Annotated in this window: 24 protein-coding genes; 21 read left to right on the top strand and 3 right to left on the bottom strand. The window is 68.5% G+C overall.

Annotated features, from left to right (window positions below; translation table 11 throughout):
- The first annotated feature begins 152 nt into the window (after nucleotides 1-152).
- Both FPH17_RS04855 and mshA read left to right on the top strand, forming a co-directional pair.
- Nucleotides 153-1,121 carry a MinD/ParA family ATP-binding protein gene (locus FPH17_RS04855; protein WP_154878888.1) on the top strand — a complete coding sequence of 323 codons (969 nt, stop codon included), beginning with the start codon at nucleotides 153-155 and terminating at the stop codon, nucleotides 1,119-1,121.
- 41 nt (nucleotides 1,122-1,162) lie between these two features.
- Nucleotides 1,163-2,422 (top strand): D-inositol-3-phosphate glycosyltransferase, encoded by a 1,260-nt coding sequence (gene mshA / locus FPH17_RS04850; protein WP_154879140.1) that lies wholly within the window; start codon nucleotides 1,163-1,165, stop codon nucleotides 2,420-2,422.
- A 6-nt stretch (nucleotides 2,423-2,428) separates the two neighbouring features.
- Here mshA and FPH17_RS04845 read toward each other — a convergent pair whose 3' ends face one another.
- Nucleotides 2,429-3,604, bottom strand: coding sequence for a hypothetical protein (locus FPH17_RS04845; protein ID WP_154878887.1), 1,176 nt, complete (start codon nucleotides 3,602-3,604; stop codon nucleotides 2,429-2,431).
- Nucleotides 3,605-3,690: 86 nt separating this feature from the next.
- Here FPH17_RS04845 and FPH17_RS04840 point away from each other — a divergent pair, with 86 nt between their 5' ends.
- The 3 genes from FPH17_RS04840 to FPH17_RS04830 are packed head-to-tail and all read left to right on the top strand — an operon-like array spanning nucleotide 3,691 to nucleotide 6,446.
- Nucleotides 3,691-4,437: a phosphoglyceromutase gene (locus tag FPH17_RS04840; protein WP_173783189.1), complete on the top strand. Its 747-nt coding sequence runs from the start codon at nucleotides 3,691-3,693 to the stop codon at nucleotides 4,435-4,437.
- 18 nt (nucleotides 4,438-4,455) lie between these two features.
- A complete protein-coding gene (locus FPH17_RS04835; protein WP_095553316.1) occupies nucleotides 4,456-5,742 on the top strand; it encodes a sensor histidine kinase in 1,287 nt (428 codons plus the stop codon).
- A 14-nt stretch (nucleotides 5,743-5,756) separates the two neighbouring features.
- Complete coding sequence (locus tag FPH17_RS04830; protein ID WP_095275143.1) at nucleotides 5,757-6,446, top strand: response regulator; 690 nt, start codon at nucleotides 5,757-5,759, stop codon at nucleotides 6,444-6,446.
- Here FPH17_RS04830 and FPH17_RS04825 read toward each other — a convergent pair.
- Nucleotides 6,443-7,339, bottom strand: a complete 897-nt coding sequence (locus FPH17_RS04825) for a DUF3109 family protein (protein ID WP_095275142.1) — start codon at nucleotides 7,337-7,339, stop codon at nucleotides 6,443-6,445. The genes FPH17_RS04830 and FPH17_RS04825 overlap by 4 nt on opposite strands.
- Before the next feature lie 33 nt (nucleotides 7,340-7,372).
- Here FPH17_RS04825 and FPH17_RS04820 point away from each other — a divergent pair, with 33 nt between their 5' ends.
- The 5 genes from FPH17_RS04820 (at nucleotide 7,373) to FPH17_RS04800 (ending at nucleotide 10,805) form a co-directional block, all read left to right on the top strand.
- Nucleotides 7,373-8,329: a Ppx/GppA family phosphatase gene (locus FPH17_RS04820; RefSeq protein ID WP_095537627.1), complete on the top strand. Its 957-nt coding sequence runs from the start codon at nucleotides 7,373-7,375 to the stop codon at nucleotides 8,327-8,329.
- The gene (locus FPH17_RS12035) at nucleotides 8,329-9,174 is read left to right on the top strand and encodes a hypothetical protein (RefSeq protein WP_203085453.1); all 846 of its coding nucleotides are present in this window, start codon (nucleotides 8,329-8,331) and stop codon (nucleotides 9,172-9,174) included. The genes FPH17_RS04820 and FPH17_RS12035 overlap by 1 nt, the downstream gene beginning before the upstream one ends.
- 76 nt (nucleotides 9,175-9,250) lie before the next feature.
- Nucleotides 9,251-10,084, top strand: coding sequence for a pyrroline-5-carboxylate reductase (gene proC / locus FPH17_RS04810; RefSeq protein WP_095275139.1), 834 nt, complete (start codon nucleotides 9,251-9,253; stop codon nucleotides 10,082-10,084).
- A gap of 212 nt (nucleotides 10,085-10,296) precedes the next feature.
- Nucleotides 10,297-10,488, top strand: a complete 192-nt coding sequence (locus FPH17_RS04805) for a helix-turn-helix domain-containing protein (protein ID WP_095275138.1) — start codon at nucleotides 10,297-10,299, stop codon at nucleotides 10,486-10,488.
- 215 nt (nucleotides 10,489-10,703) lie between these two features.
- The gene (locus FPH17_RS04800; protein ID WP_003855542.1) at nucleotides 10,704-10,805 is read left to right on the top strand and encodes a 30S ribosomal protein bS22; all 102 of its coding nucleotides are present in this window, start codon (nucleotides 10,704-10,706) and stop codon (nucleotides 10,803-10,805) included.
- Between the two features lie 144 nt (nucleotides 10,806-10,949).
- On the opposite strand, the gene FPH17_RS04795 is transcribed toward FPH17_RS04800, so the two are convergent.
- Nucleotides 10,950-12,002: an HAD-IB family hydrolase gene (locus FPH17_RS04795; protein WP_154878886.1), complete on the bottom strand. Its 1,053-nt coding sequence runs from the start codon at nucleotides 12,000-12,002 to the stop codon at nucleotides 10,950-10,952.
- A 112-nt stretch (nucleotides 12,003-12,114) separates the two neighbouring features.
- Between FPH17_RS04795 and FPH17_RS04790 the strand changes: the two genes are divergently transcribed.
- From FPH17_RS04790 to FPH17_RS04740, 11 genes are all read left to right on the top strand, one after another.
- On the top strand, nucleotides 12,115-12,333 hold the full coding sequence (locus tag FPH17_RS04790; RefSeq protein WP_095275327.1) for a glutaredoxin family protein: 219 nt from the start codon (nucleotides 12,115-12,117) through the stop codon (nucleotides 12,331-12,333).
- Nucleotides 12,334-12,390: 57 nt separating this feature from the next.
- Nucleotides 12,391-13,716, top strand: coding sequence for a glutamyl-tRNA reductase (locus FPH17_RS04785; protein WP_122084627.1), 1,326 nt, complete (start codon nucleotides 12,391-12,393; stop codon nucleotides 13,714-13,716).
- Nucleotides 13,716-14,600 carry a hydroxymethylbilane synthase gene (gene hemC / locus FPH17_RS04780; protein WP_154878885.1) on the top strand — a complete coding sequence of 295 codons (885 nt, stop codon included), beginning with the start codon at nucleotides 13,716-13,718 and terminating at the stop codon, nucleotides 14,598-14,600. The genes FPH17_RS04785 and hemC overlap by 1 nt, the downstream gene beginning before the upstream one ends.
- A gap of 171 nt (nucleotides 14,601-14,771) precedes the next feature.
- A complete protein-coding gene (locus tag FPH17_RS04775; protein ID WP_154878884.1) occupies nucleotides 14,772-16,496 on the top strand; it encodes a bifunctional uroporphyrinogen-III C-methyltransferase/uroporphyrinogen-III synthase in 1,725 nt (574 codons plus the stop codon).
- Between the two features lie 33 nt (nucleotides 16,497-16,529).
- The gene (gene hemB / locus FPH17_RS04770) at nucleotides 16,530-17,528 is read left to right on the top strand and encodes a porphobilinogen synthase (protein ID WP_165765491.1); all 999 of its coding nucleotides are present in this window, start codon (nucleotides 16,530-16,532) and stop codon (nucleotides 17,526-17,528) included.
- 5 nt (nucleotides 17,529-17,533) lie between these two features.
- Nucleotides 17,534-18,148 (top strand): hypothetical protein, encoded by a 615-nt coding sequence (locus tag FPH17_RS04765; RefSeq protein WP_133064814.1) that lies wholly within the window; start codon nucleotides 17,534-17,536, stop codon nucleotides 18,146-18,148.
- 11 nt (nucleotides 18,149-18,159) lie between these two features.
- Nucleotides 18,160-18,654 carry a hypothetical protein gene (locus tag FPH17_RS04760; protein WP_154878883.1) on the top strand — a complete coding sequence of 165 codons (495 nt, stop codon included), beginning with the start codon at nucleotides 18,160-18,162 and terminating at the stop codon, nucleotides 18,652-18,654.
- A gap of 15 nt (nucleotides 18,655-18,669) precedes the next feature.
- Entirely contained in the window at nucleotides 18,670-21,237 is a 2,568-nt protein-coding gene (locus tag FPH17_RS04755; protein WP_122084633.1) for a heavy metal translocating P-type ATPase, read from the top strand.
- A gap of 25 nt (nucleotides 21,238-21,262) precedes the next feature.
- The gene (gene hemE, locus FPH17_RS04750) at nucleotides 21,263-22,324 is read left to right on the top strand and encodes a uroporphyrinogen decarboxylase (protein ID WP_095547047.1); all 1,062 of its coding nucleotides are present in this window, start codon (nucleotides 21,263-21,265) and stop codon (nucleotides 22,322-22,324) included.
- The gene (locus tag FPH17_RS04745) at nucleotides 22,325-23,710 is read left to right on the top strand and encodes a protoporphyrinogen oxidase (RefSeq protein WP_154878882.1); all 1,386 of its coding nucleotides are present in this window, start codon (nucleotides 22,325-22,327) and stop codon (nucleotides 23,708-23,710) included. It abuts the gene before it with no gap.
- A 10-nt stretch (nucleotides 23,711-23,720) separates the two neighbouring features.
- Entirely contained in the window at nucleotides 23,721-25,238 is a 1,518-nt protein-coding gene (locus tag FPH17_RS04740) for a CAP domain-containing protein (RefSeq protein ID WP_154878881.1), read from the top strand.
- Nucleotides 25,239-25,248: the final 10 nt, after the last annotated feature.

Below are 25,248 nucleotides of genomic sequence, written 5' to 3'. Positions count from 1 at the left end.
TAAGTAGATGTGAGTATAACCTACGCAACCGTAACTTTGGAAAGTTTTGCGCTTGGAACATCCTCCGAAACGCATTCGCGTTGCACGCTTCCCCCAGCTGCCTTAGGCTTGGTGCCCACACGTTCAGGGGGAACAATTCAAGGGGGATTTCTGTGACCACGCTCAGTGACGGCCCAATCGAGCTCGTCCCGCCACAAGCGCTCGACCACTCCAACCTGGTCGATCCCGTCAAAGCGCCGCCAAAACGCGGCTGGCGCAAACTCGTCCACACCGCCACGCGCGGCCGGATCAACCCCGGCGGCTCGCGCAAGGAGCTCGAGCACGAGCAGCTTATCGACGCCATCCGCGCACCCCTCCGCGGCGACTACCGCATCGCCGTGATGAGCCTCAAGGGCGGCGTGGGCAAGACCACGACGACCGTGGCCCTTGGCGGCATCTTCGCCGAGACCCGCGGCGACCGCGTCATTGCCATCGACGCCAACCCGGACCTGGGCACGCTCGCCCAGCGCGCCGCGGCGACTACCCCGGCGACCATCCGCGACCTGCTCGCCGCGCCGGACACCTCGCGCTACCCGCAGGTGCGCGCCTACACCAACCAGTCCAGCTCCCGGCTCGAGGTGATCGGCTCCGAGCGCGACCCCGCCGTCTCCGAGGCGTTCTCCGAGCTGGACTACCGCCGCTCCATCGACATCCTGCAGCACCACTACAACGTCATCCTCACCGACTGCGGCACCGGACTGATGCACTCCGCCATGGCGGGCGTGCTGGACCTGGCCAACTCGCTCGTGCTGGTGACCTCGCCAGCGCTCGACGGCGCCCAGTCCGCCGCCGCCACGCTCGACTGGCTCAACCTCCACGGCTACGACCAACTCGCGGCCAACTCCACCGTGGTCATCTCGGCGGCCGCGCCGGGCAAGCCCACCATTGACACGGACAAGCTCGCTGCGCACTTCGCGTCGCGCACCCGCGCCGTGCATGCAATCCCGTACGACCGACACCTCGCCGAGGGGGCAGTGGTGGACCTGGACCGCCTGGCGGCGCTCACCAAGCGCGCCTACCAGTACCTCGCGGCCGACGTGGCCAGCGACTTCAGCGCCTGGCACAAGCACGCCGCCTACTAGGTCGCGCTGCATTACCCTGGGGCGCTATGGATGCAGATGCACTGCGCGTGGGAATGATCTCCATGCACACCTCGCCCCTGGAACAGCCCGGCGTGGGCGATGCCGGCGGCATGAACGTGTACACCTTTAACGTGGCAAAGGGGCTCGCGCGCCAGAGAGTCCAGGTGGACGTGTACACCCGCGCGACCCGCCCCAGCCAGGGGGAGGTGGTGCAGGTGTGCGAGAACTTCCGGGTGATCAACATCGTCGCCGGCCCCTACGAGGGGTTGCACAAGGAGGAACTGCCCACGCAGCTCGCCGCGTTCGCGGGCGGTGTCGTCCAGTTCACGCGCGCCCACGACCTGCGCTACGACCTCATTCATTCCCATTACTGGCTCTCGGGTCAGGTTGGCTGGCTGCTCGCGGACCTGGCGGGCATCCCGCTCGTGCACACGGGGCACACGTGGGCGGCGGTGAAGAACGCGGCGTCGAGTAGCAGCTCCGAAGGCGAGGCCCGGCGCATCTGCGAGCAGCAGCTTGTGGACAACGCGGACACCCTCGTGGTGAACACCCGCGACGAAATCGACCAGCTCTCGCGTCACTACGACGTGGACCCCTGCAAGATCAGCGTGGTCACCCCGGGCGCGGACACTGAGCTGTTCACGCCGGGCACGAACCGCAACACGGAGCTGGCGCGCCGCCAGCTGGGCATTCCGCTGCACGCCAAGGTCGTCGCGTTTGTGGGGCGTCTGCAGGATTTCAAGGGGCCGCAGGTGCTCATTCGGGCGCTTGGCGAGCTGCACCGGGCGCACCCGGAGGTGCCGCTGCGGGCGATTATCTGCGGCGGGGCGTCGGGAAGCGGCACGAGCGTGGAGCGCTACCGCGAACTCGCGCGCGAGGAGGGTCTCGGCCACCTCGTACGTTTCCTCGGCCCCCGCCCGCCGGAGGAGCTGGTGTCCATCTACCAGGCGGCGGACGTCGTCGCCGTGCCCAGCTACAACGAGTCGTTCGGCCTGGTCGCGGTCGAGGCGCAGGCCACCGGCACCCCCGTCGTCGCCGCGCGCGTGGGCGGGCTGCCGCTCGCGGTGGCGGAGGGGGAGACCGGGGTGCTCGTGGATGGTCACGAGCCCGCCAGCTGGGCCGAGGCGCTCGGGGCATTGCTTGACGACGACCCCCTGCGCATCCCCATGGGCGAAGCCGCCGTCGCGCACGCCGCCACTTTTAGCTGGCAGGAGAGCGCGAAGGCGCTGGTCGGCGTCTACGAGCGGACGATCGCCGAGTTTGAGCCCGGGCTGGACGACCGCCGCGCCATCGGCGGCTAGTGCGGGCTAGTGCGGGCGGCCCTGCCCGAGGACGTCGTTGAGCAGGTAGTTCGCCCCAGTGACCGCGAGCTGCTGGGAGTGGTGGTCAGCCGCCGCGCCGGCCATGTTTGCCACTTCCTGCGCGCCCTCCACGGAGTTGACCTGGCTCGCGCGCTGCGCCAGGGTGTTGGCGTCCTGCTGCGCGACGGCGACCGACTTGTCCCAGGCCTCCTTCGGCGTGGAGATCTCCACCTCCGGGTTCTCCTCCTGGATTGTGTTCATGACCTGGTCGAACTCCTGGTTCAGCGAGGTGTACTCCGCGTGCGGGGCCGTCGACTGCTCCAGCGTGAACTCCTCGTTGACGTGTCCGTCGGGCACGCCGTAGGCGTCCTCGATGATGCGGTCCGCCGGCTGGGCCTTGCCCAGCGGGCCGATGCCCATGGAGGTGACGCCGATGACGGCGCCGTCGTTCGGGTCGTAATTGATGCCGCCGGAGTCGCCGCCCTGGTAGTTCAGGCCCCAGGAGTAGACGCCGTTGCGGCTGCGGCCGATCTGCGTTCCGCAGGAGCGGCCGGACGTCGCGCCGTCCTTACAGATGGGCTGGCCGAAGTTGTCCGTGCTGAACTGGTTCACCGGCAGGGTGGGGTAGTCGCGGATGCTGCGCAGCTGCACGGGGGCACTCACCGGGGCGCCGGCCGCGTTGCTGGACTGGGAGATGCTGGTGGCGGGCACGGAATCGTCGATAAGCACGACGCCCCAGTCGTCGGTGTTGACGGTGTCCCAGAAGAACTCGTGCGGCCAGAAGGTGTGCTCGTACTCGGTGGGCTTGTGGGCGGCTTTGCGCTCGCCGATGCGCGGGTATTTGCCGGCGACGGGGACGGTGGCCTCGGTGCTAAACGTCGGGGTTTCGTTGTCCTGGAGCACGCAGTGGCCGGCGATAAGGAGGACGCGCTCGCCGCGGATCGTGCCGCTCGGGCCCTGGGAGCAGGACGCCACGCTGGCCTCAGGTGGGATGGTGATGTGCCCGTTGGCCGCACCCTCGAGTGGCATCTCGGTCTGCGGCTCCTGCGGGAAGACGCGGAACGCGCCGCCGGGGGCTACCAGTGCGGGCTCCTGCGCCGTGGCGGGGGCGGCGAAAGTTGCGGCGAGTGCTGCGGTGGAAAGCGCTACGGCCACGACTTTACGGGTGCGGGCGAGCTTCACAAGTCCTCCTCGAATGGTGGTTTAAAAGGTCTGTCTATGAGAGTACGTGAACGCATGCTGAACGGAATCGTGGCATGCTGGGAACCATGAGCAACGGAAAGCTAATTCTTGTCCGTCACGGGCAAAGCGAGTGGAACAAGTCCAATCAATTCACCGGCTGGGTCGACGTGAACTTGACCGAGCAGGGTGAGCAGGAAGCAATCAACGCAGGCAAGCTCATGGCCGAGCAGAACGTGCTGCCCGACATGGTGTTCACCTCTCTGTTGCGCCGCGCGATCCGCACCGCAAACCTGGCGCTCAACGCGGCTGACCGTCACTGGATCCCGGTGGAGCGCAACTGGCGCCTCAACGAGCGCCACTACGGCAAGCTGCAGGGCCTGAACAAGGCTGAGATCCGCGACGAGTACGGCGAGGAGCAGTTCATGACCTGGCGCCGCTCCTACGGCACCCCGCCGCCGGAGATCGATCCGGAGAACGAGTACTCCCAGACCCACGACCCGCGCTACGCCTTCCTCCCGGAGGTGCCGCGCACCGAGTGCCTCAAGGATGTTGTCGAGCGTTTCCTGCCGTACTACGTCGACGTCATCCTGCCGCAGGTGCTCGAAGGCAAGACCGTGATGATCGCCGCGCACGGCAACTCCCTGCGCGCGCTGGTCAAGTACCTGGACAACATTTCGGACGAAGACATTGCCGGGCTGAACATCCCGACCGGCATGCCACTGGTCTACGAGATTGACGCGGACGGCAAGGTCCTCAACCCGGGCGGCACCTACCTGGACCCGGAGGCCGCCGCTGCCGGCGCCGCTGCCGTGGCAAACCAGGGGCAGAAGTAAGACCCTAAAGTTGTCTGCATGACCCCACTTATCGCCTTTTTCCTGGGCATCGCAGTCGCCGCGCTCGCCGCTCCACTCCTGCGGCGGGCGCTGCGTTGGCGCGAGCGCAACCGGGAGTACACGGCGGAGTCGGAGCCGCAGGCAAGCTCGATCAGCCAGATGTATCACCTGGCTATTCAGGGCTCCCCCACGGGTATCGCCGTCATGGAGCGCTCGGGGCGCGTCACGCTTTCCAACGCTCGCGCCCACGACATGTCCGTCGTGCACGACGGTACCGTGAACCCCGAGGTGTGGGCGGTGGCCGAGGAGGTCTTCGACGACCAAGAGGAGCACATCCTCGCCCTCGCCCTCCCGCAGCGCGCAACGGGCAGCCGGATTCGGAACGTGCGCGCCGTGATTAAGCCGCTCACGCTCACCCAGAACTCGTACGCCGTGGTCTACGTCACCGACGAATCCGAGAACGTGCGGATGGAAAACGCGCGCCGCGACTTCGTGGCCAACGTCTCCCACGAGCTGAAAACGCCGGTCGGCGGCATGGCGCTGCTTGCCGAGGCGCTCATGGAAGACCCCACGGACGCGGACATGGTCACCTACTTTGGCGCGAAGCTGCAAAAGGAAGCCCACCGGATGGGGGAGATGATCACAGACCTGATCTCCCTGTCCAAGCTGCAGGGCGCGGAGGCGCTCCCGGACATGAGCCCGGTGCGGGTGGACGAGATTATTGACGACGCAATCGAGCGCAACCACGTCGGCGCGGAAAACCGCTCGATCGAGCTCATCCGCGGGGAACGCACCGGGCTGCGCGTGATGGGGGACCGCCCCCTGCTCACCGCGGCCGTGTCCAACCTCGTTTCCAACGCGGTGAACTACTCGCCCGACGGCAAGCCGGTGAGCATCACCCAGAAGGTGGTGCGCGGCAACGTCCTGTACCTGCGCGTGACCGACCGCGGTATCGGCATCGCCCCCGAGGACCAGAAACGCGTCTTCGAGCGCTTTTACCGGGTGGACAAGGCCCGTTCGCGCTCCACGGGCGGGACCGGCCTGGGCTTGGCCATTGTGAAGCACGTGGTGGCAAACCACGGGGGTAACATCAAACTATGGTCCCGGCCCGGAACGGGGTCGACGTTCACCATTGAGCTGCCGATCTTCGACCCGGAGCAGGCCGCGGAGCGCGCGGAGCTCGAGCGCGCGGCCGCCGAATCGGAAGCGGCGGGCGAGCCAGCAGTGACGGCCAAGGGGCAGCCGAAGTCGGGCACGAACACCCCGGTGCGTAACGTCATGCGTCGAGTGAAAGCCAATAAGTAGGAAAGGGAAGACCTGTGACAACCATCCTGATCGTTGAAGACGAAGAATCTTTGGCTGATCCCCTGGCCTACCTCCTGCAAAAGGAAGGCTTTGACACGCTCGTGGCACAGGACGGGCCCAGCGCACTCGACCAGTTCGGCGACAACGACGTGGACCTGGTCCTCCTGGACCTCATGCTGCCGGGCATGTCCGGCACCGAGGTGTGCAAGTCGCTGCGCTCCGTCTCCTCGGTCCCGATCATCATGGTCACCGCCCGCGACACGGAGATTGACAAGGTCGTGGGCCTGGAGCTCGGCGCCGACGACTACGTGACCAAGCCGTACTCAACCCGCGAGCTCATCGCCCGCATCCGCGCCGTGCTGCGCCGCGGTGGCGAGACGGAGGAGGCGAAGCCGGCCGAGCAGGAGGTCCTCGTTGGCGGCCGCGTCAAGATGGACATTGAGCGGCACACAGTGCTTATCGACGGCACGCCCGTCCCCATGCCACTCAAAGAGTTCGACCTCCTGGAGTACCTGATGCGCAACGCTGGCCGCGTCCTCACCCGCGGCCAGCTCATCGACCGGATCTGGGGCGCGGACTACGTCGGCGACACGAAGACGCTCGACGTCCACGTCAAACGCCTGCGCACCAAGATCGAGGCGGAGCCGTCCAAGCCGAAGCTGCTGGTCACGGTCCGCGGCCTGGGCTACAAGTTCGAGGGCTAAGCCTGCTTCCGGGCCGCCGGGTGAACCGCTTTCGCCTCGGCGGGTAGCGCCGCGCGCGCCGCGCAGTGCGCCGCCACGATCTCGTAGGGCTTCTCGCCGATCAGCGCGGTGAGCTCGTCCTTCATGGACTGCCACACCGGCGTCGCCGAGCCGCTGCCGGTGGGGGTGTGGCAGCTGGGGGCGCTGGTGCACCACCAGTCGAAGTCCTCGCCGCCCCCGCCCCACTGGCGCCGGTCGTACTCGCCGATGGTGGTGCGCAGAATCTCCTCGCCGTCGGAGCGCTCTTCGTACTCGTCCTCGCGCGAAAACGGCACCTGCCAGCACACTTCCGGCTTGGAGCCGATGATGTTGCGGCCCTCCGCCATGGCCCACTGGTGCAGGGCGCACCCCGGCCCCGTCCCCTCCTTTGAACGGTTGGCAAAGATGCACGCGCCGTCGACCACGCGGGTCTTAATGTGCGGCCCGTCGTCCTCTTCCTCGGTGTCGTCCCACTCCAGCCACGGCTCCAGGATGGTCGGGTCGGCGTTGGCGATGTAGGAGTCGGTCTCGGCGGGCCGCAGCTGCCAGTACTTCGCCGGCATTTCCGCAACGGCGTTGTAGAGGTCGTCGCGGTCCGACTCGTCCGAGAGGTACGCGCCGTGGATGCAGCAGCCGACCACGGGGAAGCTCTCATCAATGCCCAGGCACTCGGGCGTGCCAAACCGGCACGACCAGGTGGATTCCAGCCAGGTCAGGTCGAGGCTGAAGTAGTGGGTGGGGTCATCGGGGTGGACGAACTCGAACCATTCGTGCGGGAAGTCTGGGCGGGTTTCGCGCCCGGCCAGGATGGACTTTCCGGCCGGCGAGTCTGCGGGGAAACCGAGAAAAACTTGGTTCGAAGCTGGCTGATTCACACCTCAACACGGTAGACCCATTACCCTAGTGGTGTGCGATTAGGTGTATTAGATGTTGGCAGCAATACCGTCCACCTCGTGGCGGTAGATGCCCACTCCGGCGGCCGCCCGACCCCGATGAGCGATTGGAAGCAGCCCCTGCGACTTGTGGAGCAGCTGGACGCGGACGGCAATATCGAGGACAAGGGCGTGAGCAAGCTTATCGACGCCGTGCAAGAGGCCAAGGACCTCTCCGACAAGCTCAAGTGCGATGAGTTGCTCGCGTTTGCCACCTCGGCGGTGCGTTCGGCGACAAACTCGGATGCGGTGCTGAAGAAGGTAGAGAAGAAGACCGGCGTGCAGCTGCGGGTCATCTCCGGCGAGGAAGAAGCCCGCTCCACCTTCCAAGCGGTCCGCCGCTGGTACGGCTGGTCCGCCGGTCGCATCACCAACCTGGACATCGGCGGCGGCTCCCTCGAACTGTCCACCGGCACCGAAGAGGTGCCGGACTTGGCCGTGTCGCTCAACCTGGGTGCCGGCCGCCTGACCCACGAGTGGTTCGACACCGACCCGCCGGAGCGCAAGAAGATTAATGCGCTGCGCGATTTTATCGACGCCGAGCTCGCCGGCCCGGCCGATGAGTTCCGCGCGCTTGGCGAGGCCGGCCTCGCCGTCGGCACCTCCAAGACGTTCCGCTCCCTGGCCCGCCTCACGGGCGCCGCGCCCTCCTCGGCCGGACCGTACGTGCAGCGCACACTCACCGCCCCGGGTCTGCGCCAGCTCATTGCCTTTATTTCCCGCATGACCGCGGCGGACCGCGCGGAGCTCGAGGGCATCAACTCGGACCGCTCCCACCAGATTGTCGCGGGTGCCCTGGTGGCCGAAGCCGCGATGCGTGCACTTAATCTTGATAAGTTAGAGATCTGTCCTTGGGCGTTGCGCGAAGGCGTCATTCTGAAGCGGATTGACCAGGGACTTGCCCCAGGAGATGACGAAGGAGACAACGCCTAATGTCTGAGGAACGGCAGCTGACCGTTGCGGAGCTTCTTGCCCGGGCCCAGCAGGACAACCCCGAGGCAGGCAAGCGCCGTCGGCGTCGCCGCAGCTTGGAAGACGGCGGCGTGTCTGTCGCGGAGCTCACCGGGTCCCTGAAGAAGGTCGAGGCGCGCCCGCCGGAGTCGAAGCACTCGAACGTGCCTATCGACGCACCCCCGCAGCCCCCCAAGGACGCGAAGCCAACCGGCGCTTCCGCTCCCGTCGAGGTGGTGAAAGTTTCGCCGGAGCCGGCGGAGCCGAATCAGCCTGCGCAGCCGAAGCAGCCCGCGGAGCCGAAGGCGCCGTCCGCGGGCGACACCGCCGTCCTGCGGAAGGTCCCCGACACGTCCGCCCCGAAGGCTGCGCCCAAGGCTGAGCCGAAAACTGAGTCTCAGACTGCTGGCGCGTCGCGTCCGGTGCGTACCGAAGACACGTCGCAGATCCCGGTCGTCGCGCCGGAGCCGTCGGCAACCGCGCCCGTCGAGCCGCGCGAGGAGCGCCCCGTCGAGCCGGCAGCGCCTGTCCAGTCGCCGGAAGCAGCGGAGGCAGCGGAGGTGGACGAGCCGGTTGACGAGGGCGTCAACCCCATCGTCCTGGTCCTGCTGGTGTTCGTCGGCGTCCTGCTCGGCGTGCTCGGCTTCCTCGCCTTCCAGTGGGTCTGGGCGCACATGTCCACCATCGTCGCCGCGATCCTGGGTGTGGTCGCCGTCCTCGCCGTCATCTTCGGCGTGCGCGCGATGCGCACCGGCAAGGACGCGCTGACCGTCACGATGGCGGGCATCGCCGCCGTGGTCATGGCGTTTGGCCCGGCGCTGATCTAGACGCCCCCGCAGTACAAACCCTCCACTGAGCCCTCCACTGAGCGCAATTGCCGGTGGAGGGTTTAGTCTGTCCACCATGGAATCCACGACTGCACCCACGTTCCAGGGTAAGATTGCCATCCTCGGCGCCGGCAGCATCGGCGAGGCCCTGCTGTCCGGCCTGGTGGCCAGCGGCATCGACCCCAAACAGATCACGGCCACGAACCGCACGGCGGCGCGCCGCGACGAGCTCGCCGACCGCTACGGCGTCAACGTCACCGACGACAACAACGGCGCCGTCTCCGAATCGCAGGTGGCGTTCCTGTGCGTGAAGCCGGGCCAGATCCTCGGCCTCATCGAGGACATCAGCACCGACATCGCCGATTCCGACTCCGCTACGGTGCTGGTCTCCATGGCCGCGGGCATCTCGCTGCAGGCGATGGAGGAGGCCGTCTCGGCCGCGGGCACCCCGATCGTGCGCGTGATGCCCAACACCCCGATGCTGGTGGGCAAGGGCGTGCTCGCCGCGGCGTTCGGCCGCTTTGTTGATGACGAGCAGCACGCCGCGATCAGCCAGCTGCTCTCCGCGGCCGGCAAGCTCGTCGAGGTCAAGGAGAAGCAGATGGATGCGGTCACCGCGCTCTCGGGCTCCGGCCCCGCCTATTTCTTCCTGGTCGCAGAGGCGCTTGTCGACGCCGGCGTGTCCCTCGGCCTGCCCCGCGACCTCGCCACCGAGCTCGCCTCCGCCACGGCCGCCGGCGCCGGCGCGATGCTGGAGGGGGAGCAGACGCCGACCGAGCTGCGGGCCGGGGTGTCCTCGCCGGCCGGGACGACGGTGGCGGCCATCCGGGAGCTCGAGGAGTCCGGGCTGCGCGGCGCGTTCTACCGGGCGACGGAGGCCTGCGCGAACCGTTCCGCGGAGATCGGGTGATGGTGTGTGGGGGGGTGGGTGTGGCGTCGATAGGCACCCTGCGTCCCACTCTTCACACCAATGACGCGGCGTCTCTGGGGACTCACAGAAAAATTTTGGCACTCAGGTCGCATTCGGCCCTGGTTTCACGATAGTCTGGTTCAGGCACGTGCGTGTTCGTCCTGTGGGAGGGGAAGCCTACAGCGCGACCGTGCTGAAGGGTTAAGTATTTTATGGCAAACGAAGACAAAGGTAAGTTCCTGACAGTCGCAGAGGTCGCAGAGATCATGCGCGTCTCCAAGATGACGGTGTACCGCCTCGTGCACTCCGGCGAGCTGCCGGCCGTGCGCGTGGGCCGGTCGTTCCGTGTGAACGAGGGCGCGGTGAATGAGTACCTGGAGTCCTCCGTCTACGACGTGGGATAACGCCCTTGCGCTGCAACCGGCGCCGCTCGCTTCCAGTCAAGGCGGGCGGCGCCGGATTTTTGGTTGGACACGCGGCGGGCTGTATGCTGTCAACCATTGATGTCGGCGCACGCCCTGCGGAGTGTGCACCTCACGCCGGCCCGTTCGCCCCGCTTGGCGGGGTGGCGGTCGCGCTGACAGGCACTGTACGTACACCAAGGAAACGAGGAAGCCCCATGGGTTCTGTGATCAAGAAGCGCCGCAAGCGCATGTCCAAGAAGAAGCACCGCAAGATGCTGCGCCGCACCCGCGTTCAGCGTCGTAAGCTGGGCAAGTAGGCCCTGCCGGCCCGCACCCGTTCCCGTTGGGGCGGGTGCTTTTTCGTGCCCGCGCACCTGTGCCGGGTGGGGTGCGGCCTAACTGACGAAGACCGGATGACGAAGATGCGAGAGGTTAGTCGCATCTTCGTCATGGCCGTCTCGTCATCCTTCAGGAGCCGCGGCAGCATGGTTGGCGCCCCGCCTCGCCGCGGCCACACCCGCCACACCGGCAACCGCGACCGCACCCGCAACGCCCAGCGCCACGCGGCTGCGCGCCAGCTTGCGCAGCGGCCGGTACTCGCGCACCGCCCACCCGGCTGCGCGGGCGTGGCGGCGCAGCGCCCGGTCCGGGTTCACCGCCACCGGCACCCCGACCATGCCGAGCATGGGCAGGTCATTGATGCTGTCCGAATAGGCCGTGCATTTGTCCAGGTCAAGGCGCTGGATCGCGGCAAGCGCCGCCACTGCGTGCTTCTTGCCGGGGCCGTGCAGGATGTCGCCGACCAGCCGCCCCGTGAACACCCCGTCCTGCTCCTCCGCGACGGTGCCCAGCGCGCCGGTGAAGCCGAGCCGCTTCGCCAGCGCCTGGCCGACTTGCACGGGCGTGGCGGAGACCAGCCACACCTGCTGGCCCGCGGCGATGTGCATGCTGGCCAGCTCGATCGTGTCCTGGTACGCCTTGTCCAGCATCTGGCGCTCCACGATCTCCTGGCACAGTGCCTTGAGCTCGTCGACACGCTTGCCCTGCACAATCCCCAGCGCCTGCTCGCGCCCCGCGGCGATGTCCGAGTGACTCTCCGCACCGCGCAGCCGGTACCGGATCTGCTTGAGCAGGGCCGGGAACAGCTCGCCGGCGGTGATGAAGCGCCGTCTCGCCAGCCCCTCGGCGAGCAGGATGAGCGAAGAGCCCTGGATGAGGGTGTTGTCCACGTCAAAGAACGCGGCGGCCTCGGTGTCCTGCGGCACGTCCGGGTCCGGCGGGGTGATGGTGGGGGTGCCGGCGGTGTTGAAGGCGCCGCCGACGGAGTCGATGCCGAGCGAGAAATCGTCGATAGTCAGCCCGAACGTTTCCTCGATGGCGGCCGCCGCGGCGGCTTCGCCGGCAGTGCGTTGGGCGGAGTCATCGAGCGGGGGCAGGGCGAGTTCCTCCAGGAAGCGCCGGAAGTTTCCGTGGGAGACGGACCAGTACGCGAGCAGATCGCGGTGTTCGGTCATGTCCTGCCTTTCGCGGTCGGGGGTGCGCGTGAGATAGCTTGGAACTTTGGAATATCGTACCGCTTGGGTTTCCGTGGAGAGGGAGTGACCAAACGTGAAGAGGGTCGAGCTCATGGTGCGCGAGGGCTGCGGGTCGTGCGACCGCGTCGCCGCGCAAATCCGCCCGCTCGTGGCAGAGTGCGGCGCGGAGCTTTCGCTTATCGACGTCGACGCCAACCCCGACAACGCCGCCGAGTACGGTGACCGCGTCCCCGTCGTGGTGATCGACGGCGAGGAGTTCGCCTGCTGGGAGGTAGACTCGGACGACCTCGTCGCGGAACTCAGGTCGTAGCGGGGTATCCTTTAGTTTGATTTTTTCTGGATTTGGCTGGATTGCTGGAGTGATTGTGTGAGTGTGCTCGTCGTAGGGATGTCGCACCGTTCTGCGCCGGTGGCGCTGCTGGAGCGGCTGAGTATGGACGAGACGGTGCAGCACGACACGGCGACGGCGCTGGTGTCCCGGCCCGCGCTGACGGAAGCGATGATCATCTCCACCTGCAACCGTCTCGAGGTCTACACCGTGGCGACCGCCTTCCACGCCGGGGTCGAGGACGTGCTGCACGTGCTCGCGGACGTCTCAGGCGTGCCCGAGGCGGAGCTGCGCGGCTACCTCTATGTGCGCTACGCCGACGCCGCCGCGGAGCACATGTTTACCGTGGCTGCGGGGCTGGACTCCATGGTGGTGGGGGAGCAGCAGATCATCGGCCAGGTGCGCTCCGCCTACTCGGACGCCGCCGAGCGCGGCACCGTCGGCCCGGCCCTGCACTCGCTGGCGCAGACCGCGCTGCACACCGGCAAGCGCGTGCACAGCGAGACCGCGATTGATGATTCCGGCGCGTCCATGGTCACGCTCGGCCTGGACCAGGCCATGCGCGAGATGGAAAGAGAGGACTTCTCCGGCACCACCGCGCTGGTCCTGGGGGCGGGCGCGATGAGCTCGCTGGCCGCCACCCACCTGGGCAAGCGCGGCGTGGACAAGCTGATCATTGCGAACCGGACGCGCTCGCGCGCCGAGCGCGTGGCCGAGCACGCCCGGGAGGCGGGCGTTGCCGCGGAGGTCGTGGACTTCAACGCCCGCGCCGGCGCGATCGGCCGGGCGGACATCACCGTCTCCGCCACGGCGTCGGACGACTTCACCATCACCCCCGAGGACCTGTCCGGCCCGACCGTGCTGGTGGACCTTTCCCTGCCGCGCGACATCGATGACGCCGTCACCGAGCGCGATGGCGTGCGCCTGATCAACATCGAGTCGCTGCACGCGACGTTACGCGACAACGACAGCGAGGATTCCCGCGCGCTGCAGCAGGCGGAGGCCATCGTGCGCGAGGAGGTCGAGGAGTTCAGCTCGGAGCAGCGCGTCCGCGACGTCACGCCGGCGGTGACGCGGCTGCGCAGGACGGCCGCGGAGGTGCAGGCGCAGGAGCTCGAACGGCTGCGCACGCGCCTGCCCAACCTCTCCGAGGAGGAGTTTGACCAGGTTGGTAGGGCGGTGAAGCGTGTCGTCGATAAGCTTCTGCACACGCCGACGGTGAAGATTAAGGAGCTCGCCGCATCCTCGGAGACGGTGAGTGTGGAAATGGCGATCGAGGAGCTGTTCGGGCTCGGGCGATCCTCGGTGGCGGTGGACGCGCAGCGCCTGCCGCGGCCGGACGAACTGCAGGCGAAGGAGAACTGATGCTCAAGATTGGTACACGCGGGTCCCACCTGGCCACCACGCAGGCAGGCCACGTGCGCGACGCGCTGATCGCGGGCGGCGCTGAGGCGGAACTGCGCATCGTGACCACCGCCGGCGACCTGAATATGTCGCCCGTCGAGCGCATCGGCGTCGGCGTGTTCACCACCGCGCTTCGCGACGCCCTCGCGTCCGGCGAAGTCGACGTGGCCGTCCACTCGTTCAAGGACCTCCCCACGGCTGGCGACGCCCGCCTCCACCTCGTCACCCCGGAGCGCGAGGACAACCGCGAAGCGCTCATCGCGCGCGATGGGCTGACGCTTACGCAGCTGCCGCAGGGCGCTAAGGTGGGCACTTCGGCGCCGCGGCGCGTCTCGCAGCTGCGGGCGCTGCGCCCCGACCTGGACATTCGCCCGCTCCGCGGCAATATTGAGACCCGCATGAGCTACGTCGAGCGCGGCGAGCTGGACGCGATCATCCTCGCCTACGCGGGGCTGTGCCGCGGCGGGTACGCCGAGCGCGCCACCGAGGTGTTCGACCCGGCCACGCTCATGCCCGCCCCGGCGCAGGGCGCGCTGGCCGTGGAGTGCCGGGCGGACGACGCGGCGACGCGCGCGGCGCTCGACGCGCTTGTCAGCGCGGAGGCGACCGCGTGCGCCGCCGCCGAGCGCCAGGTGCTGGCCACGCTCGAGGCGGGCTGCACCGCCCCGGTCGCGGCGTACGCGGAACTGGGGGAGCGCGGCGCGCTGACGCTCCACGCTGGCGTCTTCGCCGTGGACGGCTCCGCGCAGCTGGTGGAGACGTTGACCGGCACCGATGCCGCGGCGCTGGGGCGCGAGGCCGCCGAGAAGCTGCTCGAGCGCGGGGCCGCGGACATCATCAAGTAAGACGCGGGTTTGGTTTTCGGGCCGCTTCCATCTTAAGGTGTAACTACCATACGTCGGATTGCCCCGGCGCAACTGGGTCCCGTGGGGAGGGCGCGCCTTGCTGCGCGCAACCCGCACTGAGCGTCCTGTTGTGCCGAGGCTACTGTTTTGCGCCTTAGAAAAGATCGTTCTATGACATTGCCCTCGCTTACGCCCCCACTGGGGAAGGTCATCTTCGTCGGTGCAGGCCCGGGCAACCCTGATCTGCTTACCGTCCGCGCACGCGAGGTGATGGAAGCTAATTCTATCGCCCTCGTTGATCCGGACGTCGCTCAGGGTGCCCGAGACGTCGTCGCCGCTAAACTGCCTGTTCCCAAGGCTAAAATGCAGGCCGCCGACGAGGCGTACGCGCGCATGGTCGCGGAAGCGAAGGAAGCGGGTGCGCGCCGAAAGCCGCCGCGCCCGGACGATCCGACCGCGGCCGAGGTAGAGGAGCTCGCGCTGTCCGCCGACACCATCGTGGAGGCCGTGCAGCGCGCCCTGGGTGAGGCCGCAGCGTCCATCGAGCGCGGCGAGGCCGGCGACGGCGACGTGGTCCGCCTGGTCCGCGGCAACCCGCTGACCCGCGACGCGGTGATGGAGGAGATCTCCGCCGTCGCCGCCGCGGGCATCGAGTTCCAGGTCGTGCCGGGCATGAGCCTGCCGTCCACGGTGCCGTCGTTTGCGGGCATCGCGCTCGGCTCCACCTACACCGAGGCGGACCTGACCTCCGGTATCGAAGGCATCGATTTTGACCAGCTGGCGTCCGCGCCGCAGCCGCTGGTGCTGCAGGCGGAGCAGGAGCAGCTGGGCGAGATCGCCGACGCGCTCATGGAACGCGGCTTCGGACCGTCCACGCCGGTCGCGGTGACGACCCACGGCACGACGCGCCTGCAGCGCACCGTCGACGCCACCCTGGAAACCCTGGGCAAGCTGGACGCCGACCTGCCGGGATCCCTCGTGGTCACGCTCGGCGCGGTGGCGGATGACCGCTCGAAGTACTCGTGGTGGGAGAACCGCCCCCTCTACGGCTGGCGCGTCCTCGTGCCGCGTGCGAAGGAGCAGGCCGGGCCGATGAACGCCCGCCTGAGCTCCTACGGCGCGATTCCGCAGTCCGTCCCCACCATTTCTATGGAGCCGCCGCGCAACCCGGCGCAGATGGACCGCGCGATCAAGGGCATCGTGGAGGGCCGCTACCAGTGGGTCCTCTTCACCTCCGTCAACGCTGTGAACGCGGTGTGGAAGAAGTTTGCGCAGCTGGGCCTGGACGCCCGCTCCTTCGCCGGCGTCCACCTGGGCGCGGTGGGGCAGAAGACGGCGGACGCGCTGCGCGCCCGCGGTATGTTCCCCGAGCTGGTGCCGCACCGCACGAAGCAGAACGCGGCCGGGATGGTGGAGATCTTCCCCGAGTACGTCGAGGACATCGACCCCGTCAGCCGCGTGCTGCTGCCGCGCGCCGACCTCGGCTCCGACCTGCTCGTCGACGGCCTGAAGGAGAAGGGCTGGGAGGTCGACGACGTGGTGGCGTACCGCACGGTGCGCGCCGCCCCGCCGGCGCCCGAGACCCGCGACATGATTAAGACGGGCGGCTTCGACGCCGTCTGCTTCACCTCCGCGTCCACGGTGAAGAACCTCGTGGGCATTGCGGGCAAGCCGCACCAGCGCACCATCATCGCCTGCATCGGCCCGAGCACCGCGGCCGAAGCGAAAGAGCAGGGGCTGCGCGTGGACGTAGTGCCCGAGGTGGCGGACGTGCCTTCGCTTATCGACGCCCTCGCGAACCACGTTGCCAACCTGCGTGCCGCCGGCCAGCTCCCGCCCCCGCGGAAGAAGCGCCGCACCCGCCGCAAGCCCGTGGCCAAAGCGTCCGGCGAGTAGGTACGCACGGCCACGGGGCCTATGATGGTGGCCATGTCTACCTACGATTTGCCCCGCCGTCCCCGCCGCCTCCGCCAAAACGCCGCGATGCGCGCGTTGACTGCGGAGACGCGCTTGCACCCAGCGGACTTCATTCTCCCGATGTTTGTGGCCGACGGCATCGAGGAAAAGCGCGAGATCACGTCCATGCCGGGCGTGTACCAGCACACCACGGACTCCCTCAAGGCACTGTGCCACGAGGCGCTCGAGGCCGGCGTGAAGTGCATCGACCTGTTCGGCGTTCCCCTGGACGAGGACAAGGACGCCACCGGCTCCGTCGCCTGGGACCCCGAGGGCGTGCTCAACCGCAACCTTCGCGCGCTGCGCGAGGAGTTTGGCAACGACCTGCTCATCATGGCGGATACCTGCCTGGACGAGTTCACCGACCACGGCCACTGCGGCGCCCTGAGCACTGACCGCTACGGCAACCAGTTCGTGGACAATGACGCCACGCTGCCGCTCTACGCCCAGATGGCTGTCTCCCAGGCGGAGGCGGGCGCGCACATCGTGAGCCCGTCCGGCATGATGGACGGCCAGATCGCCGTTATCCGCGAGGCCCTCGACCAGGCCGGCCACCAGGACGTGGCCATCATGGCGTACTCCGCCAAATACGCGTCGAAGTTCTTCGGCCCGTTCCGCGACGCCGTCGGCTCCTCCCTCCAGGGCGACCGCCGCACCTACCAGCAGGACCCGGCCAACATCCGCGAGTCGCTGCTGGAGACGGAGCTGGACCTCGACGAGGGCGCGGACTTTGTCATGGTGAAGCCGGCCCTGCCGTACCTGGACGTACTGAGCCAGGTCGCCGAGATTTCCCCGGTGCCGGTGGCCGCCTACCAGGTCTCCGGCGAGTACGCGATGATGGTCGCCGCCGGCCGCAACGGCTGGATCGACTTCGAGGAAACGATGATGGAGTCGCTAATGTCCATCAAGCGCGCCGGCGCGGACCAGATTCTGACCTACTACGCCATCGAGGCAGCAAAGGAACTGAAGTAGCGTTTATGGTTAGCCTTCCCCCGACGCCCCAGCGGGCACCGGAGCAGCGCCCGATGCCGGGCGGAGGAGCGTCGTCAAGCACTTCGATGCCCGAGGCCGTGCGCCTCATGCTCGCGTGCTGGGCGGTGATGATCGGCGGCGAGCTGATCCACCAGATCCTCACCGTCGTCATGACCGTGCTGGACCCCGCCCCGCTGCGCGAGAGCGCCAAGGAGGCGGCGAAGGGCCAGGATCTCAGCGACGCCATGCTCAACCTCGGCATCTACGGCTCGGTTGTGCTCATGGCGCTGATCCAGCTACTCATCCTGGCCGGGTTTGCCGTCGCGCTGCGCATGGTGGCCAACCGGGGGAAGCGCGCGGCGGCGGCGCGACGCCTCCTGCAGATCTTTGCCACCTTCTTCGCGCTGCGCATGGTCACGCTGTACATGATGTCGCCGGGGTCCACGGCGGTGCCGATCGCGCTGTACGGGGCGGACGGCGTCGTGCAAATCATCCTCGGCGTGGCGGGCGCGATGGGACTGTTCTACGCTTCGCAGAAGGACTCGGGGGACTGGGTAGAGCCGCCGGCGCACCAATCTCCGCAACAGCCACAGCACGACGATCCCGCGGGTAAACAGTAAAGGAGCAACCGATGGCCGGAATGTTTCCCACCTTCGTTGCAGACCCGAACGACCCCAACCGCCGCTACACCGGCAAGGTCGGCGAGGCCTGGCCCGGCCAGTTGCGCGCCGGGTACTACGCAGCGCTGGCCGGCGCCGTGCTGCTGCTGTTGTTCGGCATGCTCATGCTGGCCAGCGGCGCGCCGAAGGACGCGGACGCCGAGTTCGCGGACGCGTTTGCGCGCAACATGCGCATCGTCGCCTGGTGCAACATCGTCCTCGCCCTGGTGATCGCGGGGTGCGCCTCCTACTTTGCGCGCGGCTCCAAGACAGCGCGGCGCGTGTTTGCCATCGCCGCCGCCGTGGCGATCTTCCTCAACCTGGCCGGGTTCTTCCTCAACGTGGCGGGTTGGGGCGTGTTCGCGGTAGTGATCCTGCTGGTCGCCGCCCTATTCTTCGCGTTCCGCCCCGCCGCGAACGCGTTTGTGGACGAGCGCAGCGGCTCCCCCTGGCGGTGCGTGGACTAGCGCGAGGGATTCAGCATGTCAGAGCAGACTCAGCAACAGACGGCTGCGCTCGAGCAGACCATTGTGGCCGCCCGCGAGGCGGCGAAGGAATGCGGCGTGGACCTGGACTCGCCCCGGATCGGGGCGGACGGTAACCCGCGCTACCCGAACACCTCCTACGCCTTCGAGCTCGACGGGCTCGAGGACGGACCACAGCTCAAAGACATCGAGGCGGCGCTGGAGGAGCTGGACGGCGTCGCCGCGCGCCTGGTGTACTCCTCCAAGACGGCGTGGATCACCGCGCCGAGCACCACGCCGATCGCGGACCTCGAGGCCGTGTTCGCGCGCTTCGGTGTGAGCGCCCGGCTTACGGATTCCACGCTGCGCCGCAGGGTGCTCGGCCGGGCGGCGGCCGCGCGTCCGGTGCCGCGGCGGGGCGTGCGGGGGCTGAGCGGGAGGCGTCGAAAGTTGCGCCACGACGAGCTGGTCAGCCTGCGCCGCGCCCGCGCGCAGGGGTTCGTGGACTCGGCGTCGCGCGCCGCGCGCGCCCGGGAGAACGAGGACGTCCTGTTCACCGCCCGCGACCTAGTCACACCGGTGCGGATGTGGTTAGCAATCGTGCTGACGCTCCCGGTGCTGCTCCTCACGTACGTCTCCGACCTGCAGTTTGACGGCTGGCAGTGGGCGTGCTTCGCGCTGACCACCCCGGTCGCACTGTGGTGCGCGTTCCCCTTCCACCGCGCGATGGCGGGCGGCGTGCGCCGCGGCATCTCGGCGCTGGACGGAGCAAGTTCCATCGCCATCCTCGCCGCCTACTTCTGGTCCGCCGCCGTGCTGCTGTTCACGCCGGCGGGGGAGCTCAACTGGCGCAACTACGGCAGCTGGGTCCCGCTCACCATGGTGGAGGAGCCCGGCCTGTTTTTCGAGGTCGCCTGCACCATCACCTCGCTCCTCCTCGTCGGCCGCTTCTTCAGCATGCGCGTGCGCCCGCACCTGCAGGAGGACCTCTCCGGCCGTGTCCCCGACGCGGAGTCGACCTACATGGTCCGCCGCCGCTCGCGCACGGGCAAGGTCATCGAGGAACCGCTGCCCGCCGCCGAGATCAACCGGGGCGACGACATTGTCATCCTCCCGGGCGCGATCATCCCCGCCGACGGCGAGGTGGTCGGCGGTTGCGGCACGCTCGAGCAGGAGCTTATCGACGCCCACGAGTCCCCCACCCTCAAAGTGGGCAGCCACGTCTACGCGGGGTCGGTGCTGCGCAAGGGGAAGGTGAAGATCCGCGTCTCCCGGGTCGGCCACGCGACCCGGCTGGCCTCGGTCAACCGCTGGCTGGAGCGCGCCTCGGAGCACCAGAACGCGACGACGATGGTGTCCACCCGCGCCGCGGGCATGCTCATCCCGGTGGCGTACGTGCTGGCGGTGCTGGATTTCGGCCTGTGGCTGCTGTTCACGGGGAACCTCAACGCGGCGTTTTCCACAGCGCTGGCGATCCTGGCGGTGGTCGCACCGGTGGCGCTGGCGATCTCGACCGCGCTGGCCATCCGCCTGGGCATCGAGTCAGCAGCGCGCAACGGCATCCTGGTCCGCGACGGCTCCACCTTCCGCACCCTGGAGGCCACCGACGTGGCCGTGTTCAACCGGGTGGGCACCCTGGTGGAGCCGAAGATGAAGGTGGAGACGGTCACCGCGGAGATCGGCGAGGACCCGGCTTTGGTGCTGGGGATCGCGGGCGCGCTGTCGGTGGAGTCGGATCACCCGGCGTCGCGTGCGATTGTGAAGGCGGCGCGCGAGGCCCGCGACAAGCGCGACAAGGACGCGGGCGGGCCGACCTGGTTCGAGCTGGCCAACGAGGACACGACCCCGGACGGCTCGGTGCGCGGCCGCGTCACGCTGACCTACGAGGACCAGCGGACAGAAAACCTGGACGCCATCTTGTGGCGGCCCACGAACCTGTCGCAGCTGCAAGGCCGACTCTCCCTGGCCGCCACGGCCGGCGGCACCCCCGTCGTCGTGCGCTGGAAGGGCCGCGACCGCGGCGTCATCACCCTGTACGACCCACCGAAGGCGGACGCTACCAGCGCGATTGACCGGCTGGAATCCATCGGCGTGGAGACCATCATGCTCACGCGCGATACGTACCCGGTGGCGCGCCGCTTCGCCGACTTCCTCGGCATGTCCCGCGTGCTCGCGGGCATCACCGCCCCAGACAAGCCGCACGCGGTGCGCGCGCTGCACACCAAGGGCGCGACCGTCGCCATGGTGGGCGACCACAGTGCGGTGCGCACCCTGCGCGTCGCGGACGTGAGCATCCTGTACGCCGACGACGCCCTGCTGGGCGCGAACACGGGCAAGGTGGAGGAGAAGTGCAACGTGCTCCTCCTGCGTCGGGACGTCACGGCGGTGCCGCAGCTGGTGGAGCTTGCGCGCCGGGTGTGCCGCACCATCGACTCGAACATGGTGATCGCCTGGACCTATAACGCGGCCGCGATCCTGCTGGCCATCGCCGGTGTGCTGCCCCCGGTCGGGGCCACGCTGCTCATGCTGGGCAGCTCCCTGGTCATCGAGTTGCGCTCGGTGCGCGTGCGCCATTTCCCGGCCTGATTTCTACCGCGTAGGCTGGGAAACCATGACCAGACGCGACCTTTCCTCCGCTCCGCTCATCGAGGCCGCCAATGGCCGCACCCCGTCGCGCACCCCGGTGTGGTTTATGCGCCAGGCGGGCCGTTCACTGCCCGAGTACCGGAAGGTGCGCGAGGGTATCCCGATGCTGGACTCCTGCTTTATGCCGGAGCTGCTCGCGGAGATCACGCTCCAGCCGGTGCGCCGCCACGACGTGGACGCGGCCATCCTCTTTTCCGACATCGTTGTCCCGCTCAAGGCGGCGGGCGTGGGTGTGGAGATCGTCCCGGGCCGCGGCCCGGTGATGGACGCGCCGGTGCGCTCGCTGGCGGACGTGCAGCACCTGCCGATCCTTGACCACACGGTGGACGAGGTCGCCGAGGGCATCCGCATCATCCTGGACGAGCTCACCGATACCCAGGCGCTCATTGGCTTCGTCGGCGCACCGTTCACCCTGGCCAGCTACCTCATCGAGGGCGGACCGAGCAAGAACCACGAGACCACGAAGGCGATGATGCACGCCGAGCCGGAGACGTGGCACGCGCTCATGCGCCGCCTGGTGCCCACCATCATCACGTTCCTGCGCACCCAGGTCGAGGCGGGGATCGACGCCATGCAGCTGTTCGACTCGTGGGCCGGCTTCCTCACGGAGCGCGACTACCGCGAGTTCGTCCTGCCGTACTCCACGGAGATCCTGGAATCAGTCGCGGGGGAGATCCCGCGCATCCACTTCGGCGTCTCCACCGGCGAGCTCCTCGGCGCGATGAGCGAGGCCGGCAGCGAGGTTATGGGCGTGGATTGGCGCGTCCCCCTCGACCGCGCCGCCACGCGCTTCGCCTCCCCCCGCGTCCTGCAGGGCAATTTGGACCCGGCGATGCTCTTCGCCGGCGAGGAGGTCGTCGCCCGCGAGGTCGCCCGCATTAAGGGCGAGGCGGAGCAGGCGCTTATCGACGGCCACGCTACCGGCCACATCTTCAACCTCGGCCACGGCGTCCTGCCCACCACGGACCCGGACGCCATCACCAACGCCGTACGGCTTATTCACGACACTCACAGCACGGAGGCTTAAATGCACATCGCCATCATCGGCGCCGGACTCGCCGGCCTGACCTGCGCCTACGAACTGCGCGGCAGCGGGTACGAGGTGGACGTCTACGAGGCCACCGACCGCATCGGCGGCAAGCTCTACACCGTCGCGTTCGAGGGCGGCCCCACCGACATGGGCGCTGAGGCGTTCCTGTCGCGCCGGGTCGACGCGGTCGAGTTCTTCACCGAGCTGGGGGTGGGGGACTCACTCGTCGCGCCGTCCGGCCTCGGTTCGCTGGTGTACGTGGACGGCGAGGCGCGCCCGCTGCCGCGGGGCGGTGTGATGGGGATCCCGGCGGCGTCGGCAAGCGTTGCTCATCTTGTGAGCGAGGAGACCGCCGCGCGTATCGACGCCGAAGGCGACGCCCCCGGCTTCGACTGGGAGATCGGCGGCGACGTGAGCGTGGGCGCGCTGGTGCGCGAGCGCTACGGCGACGAGGTGGTGGACCACATCGTGACGTCGCTGCTCGGCGGGGTGTACTCGTGCAGCGCCGACGACCTGGGCGTGCGCGCGACCATCCCGCAGCTGGCCGAGGAACTGGACCGCCTGGCGGAGCGGGGGCCGGTGCACCTGTCGGAGGCCGTGCGCAACCTGGAGGAGGCGCGCAAGGAGCTGCCGACCGGCCAGGGTCCCGTCTTCAGCGCGTTCCGCGAGGGCTACCAGGAGGCGTACGAGGCGCTGGCGGAGCAGTCCGGCGCGAAGATCTACATCGACGCGTTCATCTCCGCGATCACGCGCGAGGGCGAGGGCTACCGCCTCAAGGGCGGCGAGGACGCGGTGTACGACCGCGTGGTGCTCGCCGTGCCCGCGCCGACGGCCGCGATGCTGCTGAAGCAGGTCGAGCCTGAGGTGGCGGCCACGCTCGCGCCGATCAAGCTGGCCAACTCGGCGGTGGTGGGCATGCGCTTTGCTACCGACGACGGCCTGCCCCAAAATTCGGGCGTCCTGGTTGCCGCGGGCGCGGAGGATGTGCACGCGAAGGCGTTCACGCTCTCCTCGCGCAAATGGCCGCACCTGGCCGAGCGCGGCGGGGCGCTCGTGCGTGCCAGCTTTGGCCGCTTCGGCGACGATGTGGCGATCCGGGCCTCCGAGGATGACTTGGTGGACTGGGCGCTCGATGACCTGCAGACTGTCACCGGCTTCGACGGCCGCGAGGCCGGCCTGGAGGAGATCTTTGTCCAGCGCTGGTTCGGCGGGCTGCCGCGCTTTGATGAGCACCACCTCGCCACCGTGGAGAAAGCGCTGGCGCAGCTCGACGAATCCGGCTCCGGCATTGCCGTCACCGGCGCGTGGGTCGGCGGCGTGGGCGTGCCCGCCGTGATCGCGAACGCGCGCGAAACTGCGCGAGGTCTGGGGAAAGACTGCTAACCTGCTGGGTATGCAGAAAACTCTTGGACTTGTGCTGGCCGCGAGCTGTTCGGCGGCGTTGGTTGTTGCGCCTCCGGCGCTGGCTGAGGACGCGGCGTCGGTGTCGCAGGAGCGCTGTGTCGCGCTGCGCACCGCTGTACACGACGCGACCGACGCGCTGCGCTCCGCCGAGGCGCGCGACCGCGAGGCGCAGCAGGCGCTGGACGCGGCGCAGCGCGATGTCGACGCTGCGGAGCAGGAGCGCACGGCGAGCGCGAACCTGGTCAAGGATGCGCAGCGTGCCCTCGACAGCGCGACCCAGGACCGCGACGCCGCGCAGACCGCGGTGCCGGGAGGCGTGACGGTCGACTCCGCCGAGGCGGCACTCACGCAGGCAAAGGCGCGCGCCGAGGAGGCCCGCGCTGCGCTGGAGGCGAGCAAGGCCGAGGCGCGGGCCCAGTTCGACCGGGGCTCGCTCGGATTCTTCGAAGCGATGGGGGCCGACGACGCCGTCGCGGAGCTAAACACGGACTACCGCTACGACGAGGAAGATGAGGTCACCGGGCAGACCGGGTACCGCATCGCGGACGACACGCGCATCGGCGCCAAAGGTGACGCGACGCACCTGGACAACATGAAGGCGGCAATCGAATGGTTGCCGGAGGCGAACGAGCTCCGCGAAAGCGAGGGCCGTGACGCGCTGCCCGTCACGGATGCGTTGATGGCGCAGGCGCAGGTGAACATCAACTGGTCGCAGCAGCTGCCGCGCGGGCACTCCGGCAACGGGTGGGATAACTTGTCGTGGAACGCGGAGAACCCGTTCGACGGGTGGTTCCGCGAGGAGCGCCCTAAGTACTTCGAGGCGAAGGAGCAGGGGCGCGACCCCTTCGCCGCAGGCGCCGGCCACTACATGGCCTTGGTGAACCCGCAGATGCGCGCGACCGGCTTCGCGGTGAACACGGAGGAGTTCCTCTACCACGGCTTTACGTGGCGCGTCGCGCACGCGCAGACGTTCGCTCACCTCACAGTGGAGGGGCCGACGTATTCGGTAGAGGAGTACACCGAGCGCTTCAACACCTACTACGACGAGCTCGTCCGCGCCGTGAACGAGGGCGATGCGCAGAAGCAGGAAGCACTCGAGCAGCGCGAGGCTGCCGTGGCCCAAGTGGAGGATACGCTTACGGCGGCGCGGGCGCTGCGTGCCGCCGAACAGGCCGTGGCGAAGCGCGCGCAGGAACTCGAGGCAGCGAAGCAGGAGCAGTCGGCGCGCCAGGCTGCGGCCGACGAGGCCCTGGCGGCTGCGAAGCGCTCGCTGGGCGAGGCGACACAGGCAGCCGAGGCTGCACAGGTGGCCGTGAAGGAGGCCCGGGCGAACGCCGCGGAGGCCACGGCCGAGTACGAGCCCGTGAAGGGGGAGTGCGCGCCGGTGGCCGGTGAGCCGAAGGAAGGCTCGTCGACGGGCGGCATCATCGCCGCCGTGGTGCTCGGCCTGCTGGCGGTTGTGGGAATTGCGGTGGCGTCGAACCCTGCGCTGCTGAATATGTTCTAACTCGGTAGAC

It is taken from the genome of Corynebacterium gottingense, from assembly GCF_007559235.1.
Classification (GTDB): Bacteria; Actinomycetota; Actinomycetes; order Mycobacteriales; family Mycobacteriaceae; genus Corynebacterium; species Corynebacterium gottingense.
This window is presented reverse-complemented; position numbering and strand designations above follow the sequence as displayed.

What these genes read in the sequence shown, in the direction of transcription:
- FPH17_RS04840 (WP_173783189.1), top strand. Translation starts at nt 3,691, where the DNA reads ATGAGCAACGGAAAGCTAATTCTTGTCCGTCACGGGCAAAGCGAGTGG.
- FPH17_RS04835 (WP_095553316.1), top strand. Translation starts at nt 4,456, where the DNA reads ATGACCCCACTTATCGCCTTTTTCCTGGGCATCGCAGTCGCCGCGCTC.
- FPH17_RS12035 (WP_203085453.1), top strand. Translation starts at nt 8,329, where the DNA reads ATGTCTGAGGAACGGCAGCTGACCGTTGCGGAGCTTCTTGCCCGGGCC.
- proC (WP_095275139.1), top strand. Translation starts at nt 9,251, where the DNA reads ATGGAATCCACGACTGCACCCACGTTCCAGGGTAAGATTGCCATCCTC.
- FPH17_RS04805 (WP_095275138.1), top strand. Translation starts at nt 10,297, where the DNA reads ATGGCAAACGAAGACAAAGGTAAGTTCCTGACAGTCGCAGAGGTCGCA.
- FPH17_RS04800 (WP_003855542.1), top strand. Translation starts at nt 10,704, where the DNA reads ATGGGTTCTGTGATCAAGAAGCGCCGCAAGCGCATGTCCAAGAAGAAG.
- FPH17_RS04795 (WP_154878886.1), bottom strand. Translation starts at nt 12,002, where the DNA reads ATGACCGAACACCGCGATCTGCTCGCGTACTGGTCCGTCTCCCACGGA.
- FPH17_RS04790 (WP_095275327.1), top strand. Translation starts at nt 12,115, where the DNA reads ATGGTGCGCGAGGGCTGCGGGTCGTGCGACCGCGTCGCCGCGCAAATC.
- hemC (WP_154878885.1), top strand. Translation starts at nt 13,716, where the DNA reads ATGCTCAAGATTGGTACACGCGGGTCCCACCTGGCCACCACGCAGGCA.
- FPH17_RS04775 (WP_154878884.1), top strand. Translation starts at nt 14,772, where the DNA reads ATGACATTGCCCTCGCTTACGCCCCCACTGGGGAAGGTCATCTTCGTC.
- hemB (WP_165765491.1), top strand. Translation starts at nt 16,530, where the DNA reads ATGTCTACCTACGATTTGCCCCGCCGTCCCCGCCGCCTCCGCCAAAAC.
- FPH17_RS04765 (WP_133064814.1), top strand. Translation starts at nt 17,534, where the DNA reads ATGGTTAGCCTTCCCCCGACGCCCCAGCGGGCACCGGAGCAGCGCCCG.
- FPH17_RS04760 (WP_154878883.1), top strand. Translation starts at nt 18,160, where the DNA reads ATGGCCGGAATGTTTCCCACCTTCGTTGCAGACCCGAACGACCCCAAC.
- FPH17_RS04755 (WP_122084633.1), top strand. Translation starts at nt 18,670, where the DNA reads ATGTCAGAGCAGACTCAGCAACAGACGGCTGCGCTCGAGCAGACCATT.
- hemE (WP_095547047.1), top strand. Translation starts at nt 21,263, where the DNA reads ATGACCAGACGCGACCTTTCCTCCGCTCCGCTCATCGAGGCCGCCAAT.
- FPH17_RS04745 (WP_154878882.1), top strand. Translation starts at nt 22,325, where the DNA reads ATGCACATCGCCATCATCGGCGCCGGACTCGCCGGCCTGACCTGCGCC.
- FPH17_RS04740 (WP_154878881.1), top strand. Translation starts at nt 23,721, where the DNA reads ATGCAGAAAACTCTTGGACTTGTGCTGGCCGCGAGCTGTTCGGCGGCG.